At 63.0% G+C, this 16,976-nt stretch carries 13 protein-coding genes; 6 read left to right on the forward strand and 7 right to left on the reverse strand.

The features are described 5' to 3' along the window. The coding region (locus HW556_RS09700) for a hypothetical protein (protein ID WP_218136894.1) at positions 1-754 on the reverse strand (754 nt) is incomplete at its 3' end. A 68-nt stretch (positions 755-822) separates the two neighbouring features. Here HW556_RS09700 and HW556_RS09705 point away from each other — a divergent pair. Further along, positions 823-2,493: an ArnT family glycosyltransferase gene (locus HW556_RS09705; RefSeq protein ID WP_176899826.1), complete on the forward strand. Its 1,671-nt coding sequence runs from the start codon at positions 823-825 to the stop codon at positions 2,491-2,493. Between the two features lie 144 nt (positions 2,494-2,637). Here the strand turns inward: HW556_RS09705 and HW556_RS09710 are convergent, their stop codons facing one another. The 3 genes from HW556_RS09710 to HW556_RS09720 all read right to left on the reverse strand — a co-directional run bounded on the left by HW556_RS09710 (position 2,638) and on the right by HW556_RS09720 (position 5,954). Beyond that, positions 2,638-3,531, reverse strand: a complete 894-nt coding sequence (locus HW556_RS09710; protein WP_176899827.1) for a glycosyltransferase family 2 protein — start codon at positions 3,529-3,531, stop codon at positions 2,638-2,640. 132 nt (positions 3,532-3,663) lie between these two features. After that, a complete protein-coding gene (locus HW556_RS09715) occupies positions 3,664-4,929 on the reverse strand; it encodes an MATE family efflux transporter (protein ID WP_176899828.1) in 1,266 nt (421 codons plus the stop codon). After that, positions 4,929-5,954: a GNAT family N-acetyltransferase gene (locus tag HW556_RS09720; RefSeq protein ID WP_176899829.1), complete on the reverse strand. Its 1,026-nt coding sequence runs from the start codon at positions 5,952-5,954 to the stop codon at positions 4,929-4,931. The genes HW556_RS09715 and HW556_RS09720 overlap by 1 nt, the downstream gene beginning before the upstream one ends. 131 nt (positions 5,955-6,085) lie before the next feature. Between HW556_RS09720 and corA the strand changes: the two genes are divergently transcribed. Continuing rightward, complete coding sequence (gene corA, locus HW556_RS09725) at positions 6,086-7,324, forward strand: magnesium/cobalt transporter CorA (RefSeq protein WP_176899830.1); 1,239 nt, start codon at positions 6,086-6,088, stop codon at positions 7,322-7,324. 21 nt (positions 7,325-7,345) lie between these two features. On the opposite strand, the gene HW556_RS09730 is transcribed toward corA, so the two are convergent. Further along, a complete protein-coding gene (locus HW556_RS09730) occupies positions 7,346-10,108 on the reverse strand; it encodes a hypothetical protein (protein ID WP_176899831.1) in 2,763 nt (920 codons plus the stop codon). Positions 10,109-10,391: 283 nt separating this feature from the next. Here HW556_RS09730 and HW556_RS09735 point away from each other — a divergent pair, with 283 nt between their 5' ends. Then, positions 10,392-11,867: an APC family permease gene (locus tag HW556_RS09735; protein ID WP_176899832.1), complete on the forward strand. Its 1,476-nt coding sequence runs from the start codon at positions 10,392-10,394 to the stop codon at positions 11,865-11,867. A 246-nt stretch (positions 11,868-12,113) separates the two neighbouring features. Here HW556_RS09735 and HW556_RS09740 read toward each other — a convergent pair whose 3' ends face one another. After that, positions 12,114-12,830 (reverse strand): carboxypeptidase-like regulatory domain-containing protein, encoded by a 717-nt coding sequence (locus HW556_RS09740; protein ID WP_176899833.1) that lies wholly within the window; start codon positions 12,828-12,830, stop codon positions 12,114-12,116. A 330-nt stretch (positions 12,831-13,160) separates the two neighbouring features. After that, a complete protein-coding gene (locus HW556_RS09745) occupies positions 13,161-13,559 on the reverse strand; it encodes a hypothetical protein (RefSeq protein ID WP_176899834.1) in 399 nt (132 codons plus the stop codon). A 204-nt stretch (positions 13,560-13,763) separates the two neighbouring features. Between HW556_RS09745 and HW556_RS09750 the strand changes: the two genes are divergently transcribed. From HW556_RS09750 to HW556_RS09760, 3 genes are all read left to right on the forward strand, one after another. Next, complete coding sequence (locus HW556_RS09750) at positions 13,764-15,098, forward strand: NAD(P)/FAD-dependent oxidoreductase (protein WP_176899835.1); 1,335 nt, start codon at positions 13,764-13,766, stop codon at positions 15,096-15,098. Between the two features lie 36 nt (positions 15,099-15,134). Continuing rightward, entirely contained in the window at positions 15,135-15,362 is a 228-nt protein-coding gene (locus HW556_RS09755) for a hypothetical protein (RefSeq protein ID WP_092737528.1), read from the forward strand. A 167-nt stretch (positions 15,363-15,529) separates the two neighbouring features. Then, on the forward strand, positions 15,530-16,906 hold the full coding sequence (locus HW556_RS09760) for a 4Fe-4S binding protein (protein ID WP_176899836.1): 1,377 nt from the start codon (positions 15,530-15,532) through the stop codon (positions 16,904-16,906). Positions 16,907-16,976 lie beyond the last annotated feature (70 nt).

Consider the following 16,976-nt stretch of genomic DNA (forward strand, 5'->3'; position numbering starts at 1 on the left):
TTGAGGCCAGTGCGAGGCTGTCGGGCGGGGTAAGCGGGCTGTCGGGCGGAGCCGTCAGGTCGAAGTCGTTAAGGTTGGACTTGAGCACGTCGAGACGTCGAAACGTGGCAGCGGCGGGGCTCCAAGTGAAGTTGATCCATAGCGCGCCGCCAACCGCCAGCACCCCGAGGCCCAGCAACAGCGGCGCGGCCCGGCGCCCGGCCAGCCACCACACTCCTGGTAGCGCCGCCGCCACTCCCAGCAGAGCCGCGCTGGGCCGAATCATCCAACTCAGCCCGAAAGCCAGCAGCCCAATGACCAGCGCCCGGCGGGACGGGGCGCGTTGGGCCGCAAACAAAACCCCTGTGCCGGCCAGCAGCACCGGTACGCGCACGTAGTTGAACCAGAAACCGTGTTCGAGCCAGGCCACCAGCCACAGCAGCACCAGCGCGGCCAGCACCAGCGCCGGCCGGCCGTGCGGCCGCAGCAGCGGCCAGAGCACAGCCGCCCCCAGCACGGTGGCGGCGTACAGCAGCGCATAAAGCGTGAGGCCATACCAGGGCACCAGCGGCAAGGCCGCATACAGGCGGCTCCACAAAATTGCGTATCCGTGGAAGTATAGGTACAGGTCGGCCACCGGGGCAGCCACCGACTGGCCCCGCAACAGGCCCACAATGGTCAGGTCGTCGTTGGTTTCAAAGTAGGTGCCCAGCAATACCCCACTGGCTAGCAGCAGCAGCAAGGGTAGCAGCAGCAGAAGAATCCGGGTCCGCATACGGCGCAAGGTAGGCAGGACGCAGGAACGAGGACCCGAATAAATCATTTGCCCGCTACCTTGCGGGCGTGAACCCACTGCCTACCCGCCTGCCAATCTGGACGCTGTTGTTCGTAACAGCTTTGACCGGGGCTTATTTTGTACTGACTCACGAAGGGCTGTACGCCATCGATGATTACTTCTACGCCCAGCATGCCTACCAGCTGTTGCACGGCACCCTGGAGCTAGGGCCCGATCCGCAGGAGCTGCTGCACGACCCGCTGCACGAGCGGTGGCTGATTTTCGGGCCGGTGGCGGTTTTCTTCGCGTTGTTTGGGGTCAATACCATCAGCGCCACCCTTTGGCCGCTGCTGGCCACGCTGGGCTGCGCGGGGCTGACTTACGCGTTGTACGGCCGGCGCGAGCCTGTGGTAGCGGCGGCGGCTATGCTACTGCTGGGCCTGCACTACTTCACACTCAACCTAACCATCTACCTCTACCCCGATAACATCCTCATGTTCTGGTGTCTGGCCGGAGCGGCGGCACTGCTACGGGGCCGCGAGCCGGGCCGCCGGGCCGGGTGGTGGGGACTGGGCTTTGCGCTGCTCAGCTTTGCGGCCCTGCTCAGTAAGGAAACCATTGCCTATTACCTGCCTTTTTATGTGGGTGTGCTGGCCCTTGATGCCATACGCCGGCGACACGGCCGGTTCTGGGTTGTGGCCCTGGCCGCGGGCACGCTACTGCTGGCCGCCTACGGAGCGTTTTACTACGTTGTTACCGATGATGCGCTGTACCGGGTACACCTCATCGAGCAGACCAACCGTTTTCTGAGTGAGGGAAACTATCTGGCCGGCAACCGGGCGGCGCTGCTGGGCCGCATTACGTGGCAGCCGCTGGGCTTTTTCGTGGGTATCGGACTAGGGTTGATGATTACACTAGCCGCCGCCGCCCTGGGCCGGCCAGCCGGTACCCTGGCTCCGGGCGAGGCCATCAGTGAAGCCCCCGACCGGCAGTTCTGGCTAGCTTTGGCGGCTAGCACGCTGGCTTTTTACTGGCTCGGCAGCACCTCTCTCAGCAGCTACAACCCCATCACCTTGCTGCCGCGCATGACTACGCCGCTGCTGCCGCCGCTGGCCCTGGCCGCCGGCTTCGGCCTGCAGCGGCTGGTACGGCAGGCCGGTTTGCGGGCCTTGGTGGTGGGCCTGGTGCTGGTGCTGCTTACCGCCTGGCTGCGCACGGCCGTGGCCGTAGTGTATCTGTTGCCGGGGCTGGCGTTGCTGGCCGTGGGGTTAAGCTCCTGGCTGCCCCGCTGGCCCGCTGCACTACGCCCTGGCCGGCCCGCCTTGGCGGCCGTGGTAGTAGCCGTGCTGGCCTTGGCGCTGGCCGTGCGACCAACATATTTCATGCGCAAGCCGCCTGTTTCGGCCCACGCGGCGCAGGTGCGGGTGCTACGACAGCTGGCCCGCCCGGCGGCACAGGGAACGGTGCTGGTCGATGATTTTCTGTTTGATAATTACGCTTTCAGCTACGGCTTCCGGGTGCCCGAAGACTTGCGCTTCCGCCGCTACTTCGCCCGCGACTCTATCCACATCAGCCCCACGCAACCCGCTTGGCTGCTGCTCAACCGCGCCACAATGGCCAACGATGAACTCACCCGCAAACTCATCCGTTACTCGCCCGATTCGGTGCTCAGCTGGTACCCCAACCGCCGCTTGGTAGCGCAGGATGGGCTGGTAGAGCTATACGAGGTGAGGAAGTGACTAATGGTCAGCGGTTATTGAAGGGACGTCATTCAGAGCGATGCGAAGAATCTCGCGTGAGGTCGATGCGCGGTTGTCGTTCAACGTCAGCACGCGAGATTCTTCGCTTCGCTCTGAATGACGTTTTATAACCAACTGCTACTGTCACCCCAGCACCTTAAACAGGCCCCAATCAACTACTCCAATAGCCCCCAATTCGCCCAGCAGCTGGTATAGTGCGCGGGCTTCTGGGCGGCTACGGTAGCGCAGGGCCTGGCGCAGTTCCCAGCGTACGCGCACGACCAGCGCGGCCCTCTCTTCGGGCGTGCGGCACAGGACCAGGGCCTTGCAGCATACTACGATGGTGGAGGCCAGGTGCGGGTCGTGGCGGCGGTAGCTTTTGGCCGATTTGGAGCGCGGATGCAGGTGTTTCTGGGTGCTGACGATGTCCAGGAACTGAAACTCCCAGTCGCGGCTGGCGCGCACCCAGAAATCGAAGTCTTCGTAGCTCAGGCTTTCATCGTAGCCGCCCAGCGCATCGAGCGTGGCGCGGCGCATGAGCATGGTGGGCGTACTGATGAAGTAGCGTTCCAGCACATCGGCAAACACGAGGCCCGAGGCGGGGCGTGGGTGCAGGCCGCGGGCGTCGCGGCGGTAGTAGTGGCGTACGAAACGGCCCGATTCGTCGAGCAGTTCGGCATCGGTGTACACCATACCGCAGCGCGGGCCAAACCGTTCGAAGGCTGCCACTTGCTGGGTTATGCGCTCGGGCAGTAGCACGTCGTCGGTGGCAAAATCAATGACGAACTCGCCCTTACTCAGCGCCAGGCCGCGGTTGAAGGCGCGGCAGTTGTTCTGGTTTTCGGGCAGTAGCAGCAGTTGCCAGCCAGGGTTTTGGGCGGCGTAGCGGCGCAGAATGTCGGCGCTGCCGTCGGTGCTGGCATCATCTACCAGCACTACCTCCAGGTGCGGGTACGTCTGGGCCAGAATGGAATCCAAGGCCGCCTCCAGAAACCGGGCGTGGTTGTAGCACAGCGCAATAATGGTAACAAGGGGCATCTGTTTCGTGCTTAGTTGATGGAGCTGCGTGCTTAGGCCGTTTCGTTCGTGCTTGGTTGATAGGGCCTGCTGATTGGGCTAGTTACTGGCAGATAGTGAACGGCCTAAACATGAAGCTATATCGACTAAACGCTAAGAAAACACCTCCCGCCGGAAATACCACAGGCTCCAGAGTAGCAGCAGGGCATAGTCGATGGCTAGGGCCCAGGGGGCGGCCAGCAGCCCTAAACGGGGCAATAGCACCACCAGCAACAGGGTATAGAAGGCCGTCGACACAGCCTGGAACGCCACGTAGCGGCCCACCTGGGCACGGGCCGTGAGCAAAAATAGTAGCGTCCAGGACAGAAATTTCAGCCAGTCGGCTAGCAGTTGGGGGCCGAGCAGGTAGCCGGCGGCGGCAAAGCGCGGCTCGAACAGCAGCGGCAGCAGCCAGTCGCGCAGCAGCCACAACAGCGCTAACCCTACGGCCAGCGCCGGGGCCAGCACCAGCAGCATCAGCCGCACAAAGCGCCCCTGCGCAACGGGCAAGCTGCCCAGCGCCGCCAGCCGCGGGTAGTACACGGTGCCCAGCACCGACGACACCACCATGCCATAATTGTCGGAGAGTTTGGCCACCGCCTGCCACAAGTCGGTGGCGGCCAGCCCGAACTGCTGCACCAGCACCTCGCGCAGCACAAAGCTGACGGCCTTGGTAAACAGCAGCGTGCTCAAGGCCATCAATAAAAACTTACCCAACCCCCGCAACGCCCCCCGGCTGATGCGGCCGCGGGGCCAGGGCAGCAGCCCCGCTTGGGCAGCCGCTATGACAGCGGGCAGCAGCAGCAGGCCCTGGGCCAGCAGATAAGCCAGCAGCGCCTGCGGCACTGGGCCACCATGCAGCAGCACGGCCGCCACGGCCAGCGGCCCGGCGGCGCTCAGCCCCACCGTCAGCCACACGTAGGTGCGGATGCGGCCCGCAGCCAGCAGCACTGCCACCGTCAGGGCATAGCCAATCAACAGCAGCAGGCCCAGACCGAGCAGCAGCATTTGGCCCGTTGCCAGCTGCAGCACGCCCACCAACGGACCGGGCATCAGCAGTAGCGCCAGCAGGGCCAGCGCGCCGGCCAGCATGTTCAGCAGCAGTGCGCCTCCCAGCCAGGCCCGGTAACGGCCCGAGCCGGGCCGCAGCGGCGCCAGATATTTTACCGCTCCCACGTGCGTGCCATCGTTGGGCAGCGTGGTGAACAGGGCCATCAGGTTCTGGAAATGGGCCAGCAGCGTGAGGCCGCCTGGCCCACCATACACGGCCAGCAGCTTGTTGAGCACCAGCGCCCCCGCCGTGCGGGCTACCACGGCCACCCCCGAGCCCGCCGCCCCACGCACAAAGCGTCCGATAAGTATGCGGCGGGGTTCGTTCATCAGCCCAGCTCCTTGCTAAACGTCAGCTTGAGGCCCGACACGGCCCCGAGGTGGCGCTTGAAGCGCAGCAGCGACTCATCGACGCCGGTGGGCAGGGCCGAAATGCCCAGATCGAGCAGGCGCATGCCGCTGGCCCGGCCAAAGGCGTGCAGGCCGGCATTGAGCAGCACCATGGGGCTGAGGTGGTTGTAGGCCAGCGGGCTGGCGGGCAGAAAGTGATACAGCACGTCGGGGCGCACCTCAATTACCACCGATACGGCCGCCCACTCGCCGGCCGCGTCACGTACCGAGAACAGAAGCACCTTCCCCGGCAGCGCCCGAAACAGGGCCTGCAGCTGCTCCAGACTCATGTTCAGCGGCTTGCCTTTTTCCTGGCGGCTGCGGGCAATCAGCTCGTAGGCCAGCGGCAGCAGCAGCGGCGGCTCCTGCTCGAAGCGTAGTCCGTGCCGTTCGCATTTGCGCAGCCGCCGCCGCTCCGAAGGGTGCAGACCGGCCTCGAAGTCGCGACTTAGGGGCAGGTAGCTATTCATTTCGATTGGGCCGATCTGGTAGCCCAGCCGGCCGAGCACGGTGGCGAGGCGGGCGCTGGCGGCGGGCTCGTAGGCAAAGGCGTGGGGGCGTAGCGTAAGCCGGCGCACGCCCTGCGCCCGCAGGCTGGTTTCCACGGCTTCCAGAAAGGCTTGCAGCACTGTTTCGGGCAGGTCGGGGGCAGTTTGGACGGCCCCAAACGGTGCCCGGCCGGGGCTGCGGGCGGCGTGGCCATCGGCGCTCAGATACACCGCCAGTTGGGCTACCGTATGGGTTTCGTTTTCCAGAAAGAAATGCAGTACCTCGCCTTCGGTCCAGTGTTGCAGAACCTGATGAGCGGGCCGCAGGTACAGCCAGGGCACATAGGACGGCGGCCGCACCGGCGCAGGCGCAGGCGCAAGGCCCGGCAGCCGCCGCAACGTGTAGCCTGCGCCGGCCAGAGCAGGCAGTGGCAGCAAATGGGCGGCCGCAGCAGAAATAAGGGAGGGCGAAGGCAAGGGCAAAACCGGAATCAGGAGGCGAAAGTACAACGATTTGCGACGGGCATCTGCCGGACAACGGCCAATGCCGCACCCACTTTCCCGGCAAAATCTCGTAAACTGTTTCCGTTCCGCACTTCTGCTTCCCTATGACCCCGCCGCCCACTGCCCGGCCTACCGCGCCCCTGCCCGCCAAGCCGCTTCTTACCACGCCCCCTGCTCATGAGTATGATGATGACAACGATGACGACCAGGAGATGTCGGCGGCCGCTATAGCGGAACTGGAAACAGCCCGCCGGTTGCGCGAGGAGCGCATCGGCCAGCGCCCCGGCACGCTCACCATCCGGCCCGACGCGATGACCCCGCGCCTGCTGCTGACCACGTACGACGAGGATTTTTTCCATGAACAGGAATACGCCAGCTACGACGAGCTGTACGCTTTTTTCGGGCAGCATCCGGATAAAAAGCACTGGCTCGATGTGCGCGGCTACAACGACCTGGCCCTGATAGAGCGGCTGCAGCAGGACTTCAACATTCATCCACTGCAGATGGAGGACGTGCTCAGCGACTACCAGCGGGCCAAGGTGGAGGAAACCGACGACGGCCTGTTCCTGGTGTCGCGCATGACCGAGTTCACCCGCCTGCTCACCATCGAAGACGACCAGCTCTCCATTTTCACCGGCGCCAACTACGTGCTCACGTTTCAGGACGACTACGACGACTGCCTGGAGCCAGTGCGCGTGCGGCTGCGCACGGGCCGCAGCAGCCTGCGCCGCCGCCCGCCACTGTACCTAGCCTACGCCCTCACCGATGTGGTGCTCGACCACTATTACCCCACGATGGCGGCCATCGGTGACTACCTCGAAACGCTGGAGGAGCGCATTTTCCAGGGCCGCGCTGACCGCCGGGTGCTCGCCCGCATTCTACATGTGAAGAAAGACATTGTGCGCTTTCGCCGCCTGGTGTACCCCGAACGCGAGAAAATCGCCGAGCTCCTGCGCATGCCCGACGACGAGGTGCCAGAGGACATCAAGGTGTTCTTCAAGGACTGCTACGACCACGCCATCCAGGCGCTGGATTTAGCCGACAGCTACCGCGAAACCGTCAGCAGCCTCATCGACCTGTACATGTCGGACCAGAGCAACCGGGCCAACGAGGTGATGAAAGTGCTGACCATTATCAGCAGCATTTTTATTCCGCTGAGCTTTGTGGTGGGCCTCTACGGCATGAATTTTCAGCGCGAGGCCCCCGACGGCAGCACCAACCCGCTCAATATGCCGGAGCTCTACAGCCCCTGGGGCTACCCAATACTGCTGGCCCTGCTGGCCCTCATCGTCATCTTCCAACTCATCTACTTCTACCGCAAAGGCTGGCTGACGAATAAGTAATGAAGGGAATGACGTTCTATCTCACTTCTCTGTACTCACCAAAATATCCGTTCTACGCAGCTCGTTGCCGTTCACGCGGAACAGGTGGAACGTGCTGGTGGCGGGGTTATAGGTGAGGTCGACGCGGGGTGTGGTGCTGTCGAAGGGCTTGCCGCCGATGAGGCGAAAGCGGGCGTCGTAGAGGTAGGCTTTGCCGGGGCCGGTTTCAGTGAGCACGTAGGCCTGGCGGCCGGGGCCGAAGTTGAAATACTGCACCGAGCGCGGGGCCGTAGTCAGGAACGACTGGCTAAGCAGCGATTTGCCCTCCGGATCGAAGAGCGTAAGCCGGCTACCATCTTCGCGGCTCACTACGTAGCCCGCCTGCTGCTGGTCGGCAATCAGGCGGAAGCGCGAGGTGCGGCTCCAGGTGGCTACCCGGCGGCGGGCCACCACGTCGCCACTCAAATTGAAGCTCACCCGCTCGCCGTGCTGGTTTACCACCGTCAGGCGCGTGCGGCGCAGGGTGGGGCCGGTTTCGACGAAGGCCGCGCTGGCCAGCCGCGCACCTACGCTCAGCGGAAAGCCCGGGTAGGCTCCGCCGGTTTGGTCGAAGGCATACACGTAGCCGTTTTCGAGCAGCACCAGCACTACGTCGCGCCCATCTACGGTCAGGTATTGCGGTGGGGCGGCCAGCCGGAACTCCAGTTGCTTGGGCTGCCAGCCGGCATAAATGCGGCCTTGGGTGTCATACAAAAACAGGTTGCTGCCGCCGCCGGCCACCAGCAGCTGGCGCGGCGTGCCCTCGCGTGTGGCCGGCGACACGCTCAGCGAGGTAGCCCGCACCGTATCGGGCAGGTTAAGCGGGAAATTGGGCTGGAGTTGACCGCGGTTGTTGTACTCGAACAGCTGCCGGGGCGTAGCCAGCAGAAATCCCGAGGCTCCCGGCAGCCGCACGGTCGGCCCCACCAGCGGGCCGGGCAGCGAATCGGACCAGGCCACCACGTTTTCGGGCGTTACGTAGTGTAGTACATGAGCCGTGTCCTGCACCAGCACGCCCGGCAGCTTGGCCCCCGCTACCAGCACAGCCTCGGGCGAGCTGCTTAGCGGCGTTTTGAAATCGAGCACGCTGCCCGTACCGTCGGCATTTTGGGGGCGGGCTTCGGCGGGGCCTTCGGCCGGGTGGCGCAAAATGAACTGGGTGAAATACTGCGCCCCAGCCTCCTGCTCATTATCGGCGGGCACCCAGTTGAGGGCCACTTGCGGGAAGCGTTTGAACAGGGTTTCGTTGCGCAGCAGCCCGGCCCGGCGCTGCTCCTGCAGGCCCCGCAGCAGCAGGTTCCAGCAGTTGCGCGTGTCGAGCAGCACCCGCAGGCGGGCCAGCGGCGGAGTGTCTTGCAAAAAGGCCACCTGCGTAGGCGAGCGGCTCCAGGTTTCGCCCGCGCCTACATCGGCCAGGTACTGGCGCAGGGCGGCCTCGTCGTCGGCAAATACCACGTAGTTGCCCACCTGCACCACTACCGGCCGCGCCCCAAACCCCGTGAACAGGTCGCCCAGTAACTGCTGGGGTAGCTCGGCTACGCCCGTTTGGTAAAGCTGATAGTTGCCTACTTTACCAAACGAGGGGCTGGTGCCCACCGCCCGCCGCAGCCGGCCTAATAGCGTAGTTACGCGGGCCGGGTTGGCGGTGTAGGCCAGCGCCAGCTTGCCCGGCCGCATCCGTGCCGAGCTTGTGCTCAGGTAGCACAGTGCCACTTCGCGGCCCAGCTGCCCGCGCAGGCTGTCGAGGAGTGGCGGTACGCCCGGAGCGAGCGAGTCGGTGGCGGCCCGGGGTCTGGCGCCGCGCAGGGCCGTTGCCGGTCCCAGGCCCAGATGAACGACCAGCGCTGCCCGTAGCGGCAGCACCTCGGCCATGTGCAGGCGCTGGGCGGGCTGGCCCCTTAGTTGCTGGTGCAGGCTGCCGCTGGCGGTTTCAGGATTAGCAAAGCCCTGGAAAACCACCTTGTTGCCAGCCAGCCGCATTTCGGTCAGCTCGTTGCGGGCCAGGCTGGCCACAGCCGCCATTTCAGACGTCAGTTCGGAGCGGAACAGTACGCCCAGCAGCTGCGGCAGCCGCCGCTGGTTGAGCAGCACCGTGGCATCTACAGCGCGCAGCCGGAAGTAATCGGTGCTTTGAAACTCGGCGGCTACGGTGGGGGCATCGGGGCGGGCCAGGCGGCGGGCCACGGCCTCTACTAGCTGCGGTGTGCTACTGAGCACAAGGTGGTTGCGGTAGTTGAGCAGCGTCAGGCCACCACTCTCCTCCCCTTCCGCGGCTACGCGGCGGCGCACGTCGGTGAGTACCTGGCCCTCATAGTCGCGGGTGGTTACCTTGAAGTCGGGGGCACGGCCCAGGTCTTCCAGCAGCCCACGCACCTGCCGGTATTCGCGCACGCTGCCAATAGGAACCTGAAACAGCAGCCCGAACTGCTGAGGCCCCGTTACGTGCACCGACGTGAGCACCCGCTTGCGCCCCAGAAAGCTCAGCAACACATCGCGCCCCCCCACCAGGCTGTCTACCAGCACCAGGTTTTCCTCGACCTGCTGAAAGTAGCGCACAGCCGTCAGGTTGTCCCAGACCTGGGTTTCCTTGAGGTGGCGCACCAGCGTGGGGTGGTCGCGCGTCATGGCCACCAGCACGGCATCGTCGGGCACCAGGGCCCAGGGGTCGACGGGCACACTGGCCACGGTGCGGCGGTAGTACACGTAGGAGCCCAGCGCCGTGAGCAGCAGCAACAGGGTAAGCCAGACGAGTACGCGGTTGGACATGCAGAAGGAAAGCGGGCCGCGGCAAGGGCGGGGCAGGCAAAAATAGGCAATCGGGCCGGAGCGGACGAGATTCAGCCATAAGCGACGCGAATAATGGAGGAACAATGCCAGAACGTGATGCCGAGCGCCGCAAGGAATGGCGCGTGCAGCCCGGATGGGGAACTGCTGCCACGTCAGCAAGCGCAATTCTTTGCGGTGCTCGGCATCACGTTATTTATTTACCCCCCTTCATTGCCCTTCATCCGCTATCTTCCGGCCCCAACTCCCTTTCTTCACTTTTTATATGTCCGAAAAGCAAGGCCATTTTCAGCGGGCCATTACGCTGTTTGATGCCGTTATGATTGTGTCCGGCAGCATGATTGGCTCCGGTATTTTCATCGTTTCCTCCGATATAAGCCGCAAAGTAGGCTCGACGGGCTGGCTGCTGGTGGTGTGGCTGCTGACGGGCGTGATAACGCTGGCCGGGGCCGTGAGCTACGGCGAGCTGTCGTCGATGTTTCCGAAGGTGGGCGGGCAGTACGTGTACCTGCGCGAGGCTTACAACAAGCTGGTGGCCTTCCTGTATGGCTGGTCGCTGTTTCTCGTCATCCAGACTGGCGTAATTGCGGCCGTGGCCGTGGCCTTTGCCCGGTTTGCCGGCGTACTTTTTCCTTGGTTTTCGGAAGCTAACGTATTGTTCGAGGTGAAGAATATGCTGTGGTTGGGCTCGTTTCGGTTCAGTACGGTGCAGTTGCTGGCCATTGCCATGCTGGTGTTTCTTACCTACATCAACTCGCGCGGCGTGCGGGGCGGCAAGTGGATTTCCAACGTGTTCGGCAGCACCAAGCTCGTGGCGCTGGCGCTGCTCATTCTGTCGGGCCTGTTCTTAGGCATCAAGCAGGAAGCCCTGAGCCAGAACTTCCAGAACGTGTGGCAGGCCGTGAGCTTCGACGCTACCGGCCAGGGTACACCCCTTACGGTAGCAGCTCTGGTTACGGCCATTGGCCTGGCCATGACGGGCTCGTTGTTCAGTTCCGACGCCTGGAACAACATCGGCTTTGCGGGCGACGAAATCGTGAAGCCCGAGCGCACCATTGTGCTGAGCATGGCCCTGGGTACGGGCATCGTAACGGGCCTGTACCTGCTGATAAACATAGTATATCTGCTGGTGCTGCCGCTGCAGGGCGACCCGGCCGCCACCGACGTACTGGGCCGGGGCATCCAGTACGCCACCGACGACCGCGTGGGTACGGCCGCCGCCGAGAGCATTATGGGCCCGGTGGGCGCCTACGTTATGGCCGTGCTGATTATGATCAGCACGTTTAGCGCCAACAACAGCATTCTGCTTTCGGGTGGGCGAGCGTACTACGCCATGGCCCAGGACGGCCTGTTTTTCCGGGGTATGGCCCGCCTGAATAAAGCGGGCGTGCCGGGCGTGGCTTTGTGGGGGCAGTGCGCCTGGGCCTGCCTGCTGTGCCTATCGGGCTCGTATGGCGAGCTACTCAACTACGTGATGTTCTCGGTGATTCTGTTTTACGTCATCACCATTATTGGCATTTTCGTGCTGCGCCGCACCCGCCCCGACGCGCCCCGCCCCTACCGGGCCTGGGGCTACCCGGTGGTGCCACTGCTCTACATCGCGCTGGCCTCCGCGTTCTGCTTCATCCTGCTCACCGACCCCGAAAACTCCAAGTTTGCCCAGCGCGGCCTGCTGCTTGTGGCCCTCGGCGTGCCGGTGTACTACCTGTTCCGCAGCCGGTTCAAGAAACTGGACAGCTGATACCCGCCGTTACGCGGTAACCGAAGCCGTTTAAGCAGAACTGACGCAATAGCGTGCTTTGTAAGCCAGCAGCTCGCGAAGCTGGAGCTTCGCGAGCTGCTGGACGAATACGCAAGGCGCGGCCATCAGCAACGAAAAGCGAAGCAGGAACCTTACGCTACAGCCATTCGGCGTAAGTTTTATTGGAAACGAAAAAAGCCCCTGATGTCAGGGGCTTTTTTCGTTTACTCACTTCTCAACCTACTTCTACCGGCGGCGGCGCTTGACGTCTTCCCGCGGTACGAGCGTAACATTTTGAGTTTTGGTGTTGCGCGAGCGAAGTACCTGGTCTTCGTAGCCGCCGTAACCGTAGAGCAGCGTATTGTCGGCACCGGCGGGCACTTCGAGCGCGTAGTTGCCGTTGGCATCGGTGCTGGTAGCGGCCTTCGAGCCTTTGAGCAGAATGGTGGCGCCAGCCAGCGGACGGCCGTTCTCATCAAGCACCCGGCCATTCAGCTTTAGAGTAGTGGGGGCCAGTTCGGCAGGCTCGGCTACGGCTACGGGGGTAGCGGGCACAACCGGCGCCAGCGCCAGTTCACGCGGCTCATCGGCCTCGGGAGTAGCCGTTGTGGTAGTAGCGGTGGGACGGGTGGCGGCCGCAGTACGGGTGGCAGTTGGAGTCGGTTTGGCTTCCTTTGCGGCAGTGGTGGCGGCATCGGCGGCGGCCGGTGCCTCTTCATCGGGGGTGCGCGTGCCCGTAATCGAAGCCTCGCCCAGCATCATGGTTGGCGTGGGCAACTCGGGGGTACCACCGACGTTGGTTATGGCAGCTGGCAGCAGCAGGTAGCCCGCCAGTACGGCAGCTATAATGCCGCCGGCAATCAGGGCGAGTCGGCCGTTGCCCGACGAGAGTTCTTCCTCGTCCTGGGTCATGGGGGGCGAAAAGTCCTCGTTTTCGGGGGTGGCGGGAGTAAAAGGGTCCATAGGCGCGGCTTGGTAAAAGCAAAAAAAGACACTCGGCCGAGTCGACGAACCAAGACACCAGTTGTTCTACTGTCCTGATCCGATACTATCGGATCCTAAAGATATAGGATTACTGTTGTCTTTTTCAACCCTTTCTGCGGTATAAAAAACAATTTTATCCGAAAGAAGAGTTCTATCAGCTTAGTATTTGCAATAGCCCTCTCCAACAAGCCCATCAGCAAAAGCAGCGGCCCCGCAGGACGTCCGGCTTTCTCCAACCGAATCCGAGGATACGATTAAGAGTAGCCGACCATCCTGCGGGGCCGCTGCTTTTCTGGTTCGCGCTATGCTTTAGTCCTGGGCGGGCTGGGCGGGGCCGCTGGGGGCGTCTTCGCCGAACTTCTGCTCCTGGCTGCGGATGGCGTTGCCCATCTCGTAGCTGCCTTCTACATCGAAGCCCGGGCCGGTGTTGGGCTGGGCCGTGTCGGAGTGGTCGTTGCCACCCTGGGGCACCCCCTCGGCTCCGCCGATGGCCAGGTTTTCGAGCTGGTCCTTTTGGTCGGCGCGTTGGGTGTAGCCGCCGGCACCCACGTTGCGCTGGGCCGAGGGGTCGGAGGCTTCTTTACCGTTGCTCAGCAACTCGTCGTACTCTTTTTTCTGCTGCAGCTGCTCGTTATCGGGAATGGCACTTTGCTGAGCGTTTACCACTTCCTCGTTTGAATTCAGGTCGTTCTGGTTAGGGGTAGCCATGGGGGATAGAAAAGGGGATGAAAGAAGATGCTTGCTCTACGCGGGGTCGGCAGCCGGGGTTAAGCCAGAATTGAGGCTACATTCGTAACTGCACCGTTGTAACTCAACTTTAAAATACCTTGCGGCTGCAAGCAAGGCCGGCGGCCGGCACCTATCGGGCATATAACCACCCAGCCCCGGTTTCGTTTTCATTTGATTGACGCTATGCATCTCGTACTTATCGGCAACGGCATCACCGGCGTAACGTGCGCCCTCACGGCGCGGCAGCTACAACCCGAGGCCCGCATTACGCTCGTATCGGCCGAAAGCGCCCACCACTTCTCGCGGCCTGCCCTGATGTACGTGTACCTGGGTCACATGCGCTACCAGGATATCAAGCCCTACGAGGACTGGTTCTGGGCCGAAAACCGCCTGGAACTGGTGCACGCCACCGCCACCGGCCTCGATACGGACCGCAAAACCGTGCAGCTCGACAACGGCTCAGTCCTGACTTACGACAAGCTGCTGCTGGCCACTGGCTCGCGGGGCCGCCGCGGTTCCTGGCCAGGCTCGGAGCTGGCTGGCGTGCAGACGTTCGTGACGCTGCCCGACCTGGAGCTGCTCACCCGCGATACTCGCCAGGGCGTGCGCGAGGCCGTAATTGTGGGCGGCGGACTGATTGGGGTGGAACTGGCCGAGATGCTGGCCGCCAAGGGTATGGCCGTTACCATGCTCATTCGCGACGCCCGTTACTGGGGGGCCATTCTGCCGGCCGAAGAAGCCGCCCTGGTACAGCGCCAGCTCGATGCCCACCACATCGTTACGCGCTACGAAACCGAGCTAAAGGAAATTCTGGCCGACGAGAACGGCCGGGTGCGGGCCGTGCGCACTACTTCCGACGAGAAGTTGCCCTGCCAGTGGCTGGGCCTGGCTATCGGGGTTGAGCCCAACCTGGATCTGGCCAAGGCCGGGGGCCTCGACACCGATAAAGGCGTACTCGTGAACGAGCATCTGCAAACCAGTGCCCCTGAGGTGTACGCCGCCGGCGACTGCGCCCAGTTGCGCGAATTTGCCAAGGGCGAGCTAGCCGTCGAGCAGCTTTGGTACACTGGCCGTCAGCAGGGCGAAACCGTAGCCTACACCCTCTGCAACGCTACTACGCCCCGCTCCTACCGCCGCGGCCAGTGGTTCAACTCGGCTAAGTTCTTCGACCTCGAATACCAGACTTACGGCCGCGTGCCCGCCGAACCGGCCGCGGGCGAGCACAGCTTCTGCTGGCAGCACCCCACCCGCGACGCCCTGCTGCGCATCAACTTCCGAACGGACACCCTGGCCGTAACGGGCCTAAACGTGTTGGGCCTGCGCCAGCGCCACGACACCTGGGCTGCCTGGCTGCAGGCCGGTACGCCCGTAACCGAGGTGCTGGCCAACCTGGGCGCGGCCAACTTCGACCCCGAGTTTTTCCGCCAGTACGAAAAGGTTATTGTGGCCCAGTTCAACCAGCAGTTTCCGCAGCACACGGTGCAGCTACGCCGCCGAAAGGGGCTGTTCAGCATATAGCCCAGCGGCCTTATCGGCCTTTATCTTCTTTCCTGCATGGATTTCAGCAAACTCTACCATCCCAGCGCCCTCAACAGCTTCCAGTACATTGCCGTGGTGGGCGCCATTATGAGCGGCGGCGCGCAGCTCATCATCCACCTGCTCGACTACCCCCGCCCCGAGGGTTACCTGTACCTGTACTGGTGCTGGCTGGGCCTCTACATTTTCGGCTCCCTGCTCAACCTGTTCGGTAAACCGCCCGAGGGCCATCACCACCATCATTAGTAGTAAGCGTTAGCCAGAACGTCATTCTGAGCGCAGTGGAGTCGAAGAATCTCTACTGCAAATGCTAATCCTAACATTGGGGTTTACTGTAGCGGCAGAGATTCTTCGACTCTGCTACGCTGCGCTCAGAATGACAGTTCTTTTTCATCACCATCCAGCGTTACCAAATGAATTCTGCCCAAACCCTGACTGCTGAAGTGCCCCTGCCTGAGGTGGCGGGCACCGAAAAGCTGCTGCTGACTCTGGTGGCGCTGGGGCTGCTGCTGCTGCTGCCGGCCACCTTCGATGCCGATGCACAGCGGGCCCACTGGTGCTTTTTTGCCGCGCTGGGATTGATTAGTGTGGGTACGTTGGGCTGGGCCGGCTGGAAATACGGCCGCAAGCCGCCCGGCGTGCATCACCACAACCTGTGGCTGCGAGCCAGCACCAGCCGCGGGGCCGTGGCCTGGATTACGGGCATCGTGCTCACGGGCTTCTACGTTATCCTGTACTGGTTCAGCAGCCCCGACGACCAGGGCAATTACGGGCCGCTCAACCAGCTCGTGCACGCCCTCGACCCGTTCAGCCAGTGGCTGCGGAATAAGCCTTCTGACCAATGGTTTTTGTACGGTACCTTCTACACGCTGGCCATTCTGGTGATGGGCGTGCGGGGGCTGCTGAAGTATCGCCACTCGCCTTACCACCTCATCCGCACCGGCTCGCTGATGTTCTTTCAGTTGGGGTTTGCCTTCCTGCTGCCGGGGCTGCTGCTGGCCTTTCAGCGGCCCGAATTCTACTTCAGCTACTTCTGGCCCCTCAAGCAGGACTACCTGTTTCCCGACACCGTGGGCTACCTGCTAAAGGATGGCGGGCCGGCGCTGGGCGTGTTCATGGTGTTCTGGACGGCCGTTATTTCCTTCGTGGGGGTGCCGATGCTCACCTACTTTTTCGGCAAGCGCTGGTACTGCTCGTGGGTGTGCGGCTGTGGCGGGCTGGCCGAAACGGCCGGCGACCCCTACCGCCACCTCTCTGACAAAAGCCGCACCGCCTGGAAATGGGAAGTGCGCATCATCTACACCGTACTGGTGGTAATTGTGCTGCTCACTGCATTGCTTTGGGTGGGCGCCTCGGGCGCGGTGCCAGCCTTGCAGGGCATCACGCAGCCCCTAAGCAAAGCCTATGGGTTTGTTATCGGGGCCTTGTTTGCGGGCGTGATTGGGGTAGGCTTTTACCCTTTAATGGGGGCGCGGGTGTGGTGCCGGTTTGGCTGCCCCATGGCCGCTTACCTGGGTTTGCTTCAAAAGCATTTCTCGCGCTTCCGCATCACCACCAACGGCGCCCAGTGCATTAGTTGCGGCAATTGCTCCAACGTCTGCGAAATGGGCATCGATGTGAAGCAGTACGCCCAGCGCGGCGAGCCCATCATCCGGGCCTCCTGCGTGGGCTGCGGCATGTGCTCCACGGCCTGCCCCCGCGGCGTGCTCAACCTCGAAAACGGCCCCCGCGAAGGCCGCTACCAGGGCTCCCAGCTCATCCACGCCGACTCACTGCGGATATTGAGCTGAGCTATTAGCTTAGCACCATGAAGTTACGGTTTCACGCATTCGCGTTCTACATGCTCATTGCGTGTATCCT

Source organism: Hymenobacter terrestris, assembly GCF_013377905.1.
Classification (GTDB): Bacteria; Bacteroidota; Bacteroidia; order Cytophagales; family Hymenobacteraceae; genus Hymenobacter; species Hymenobacter terrestris.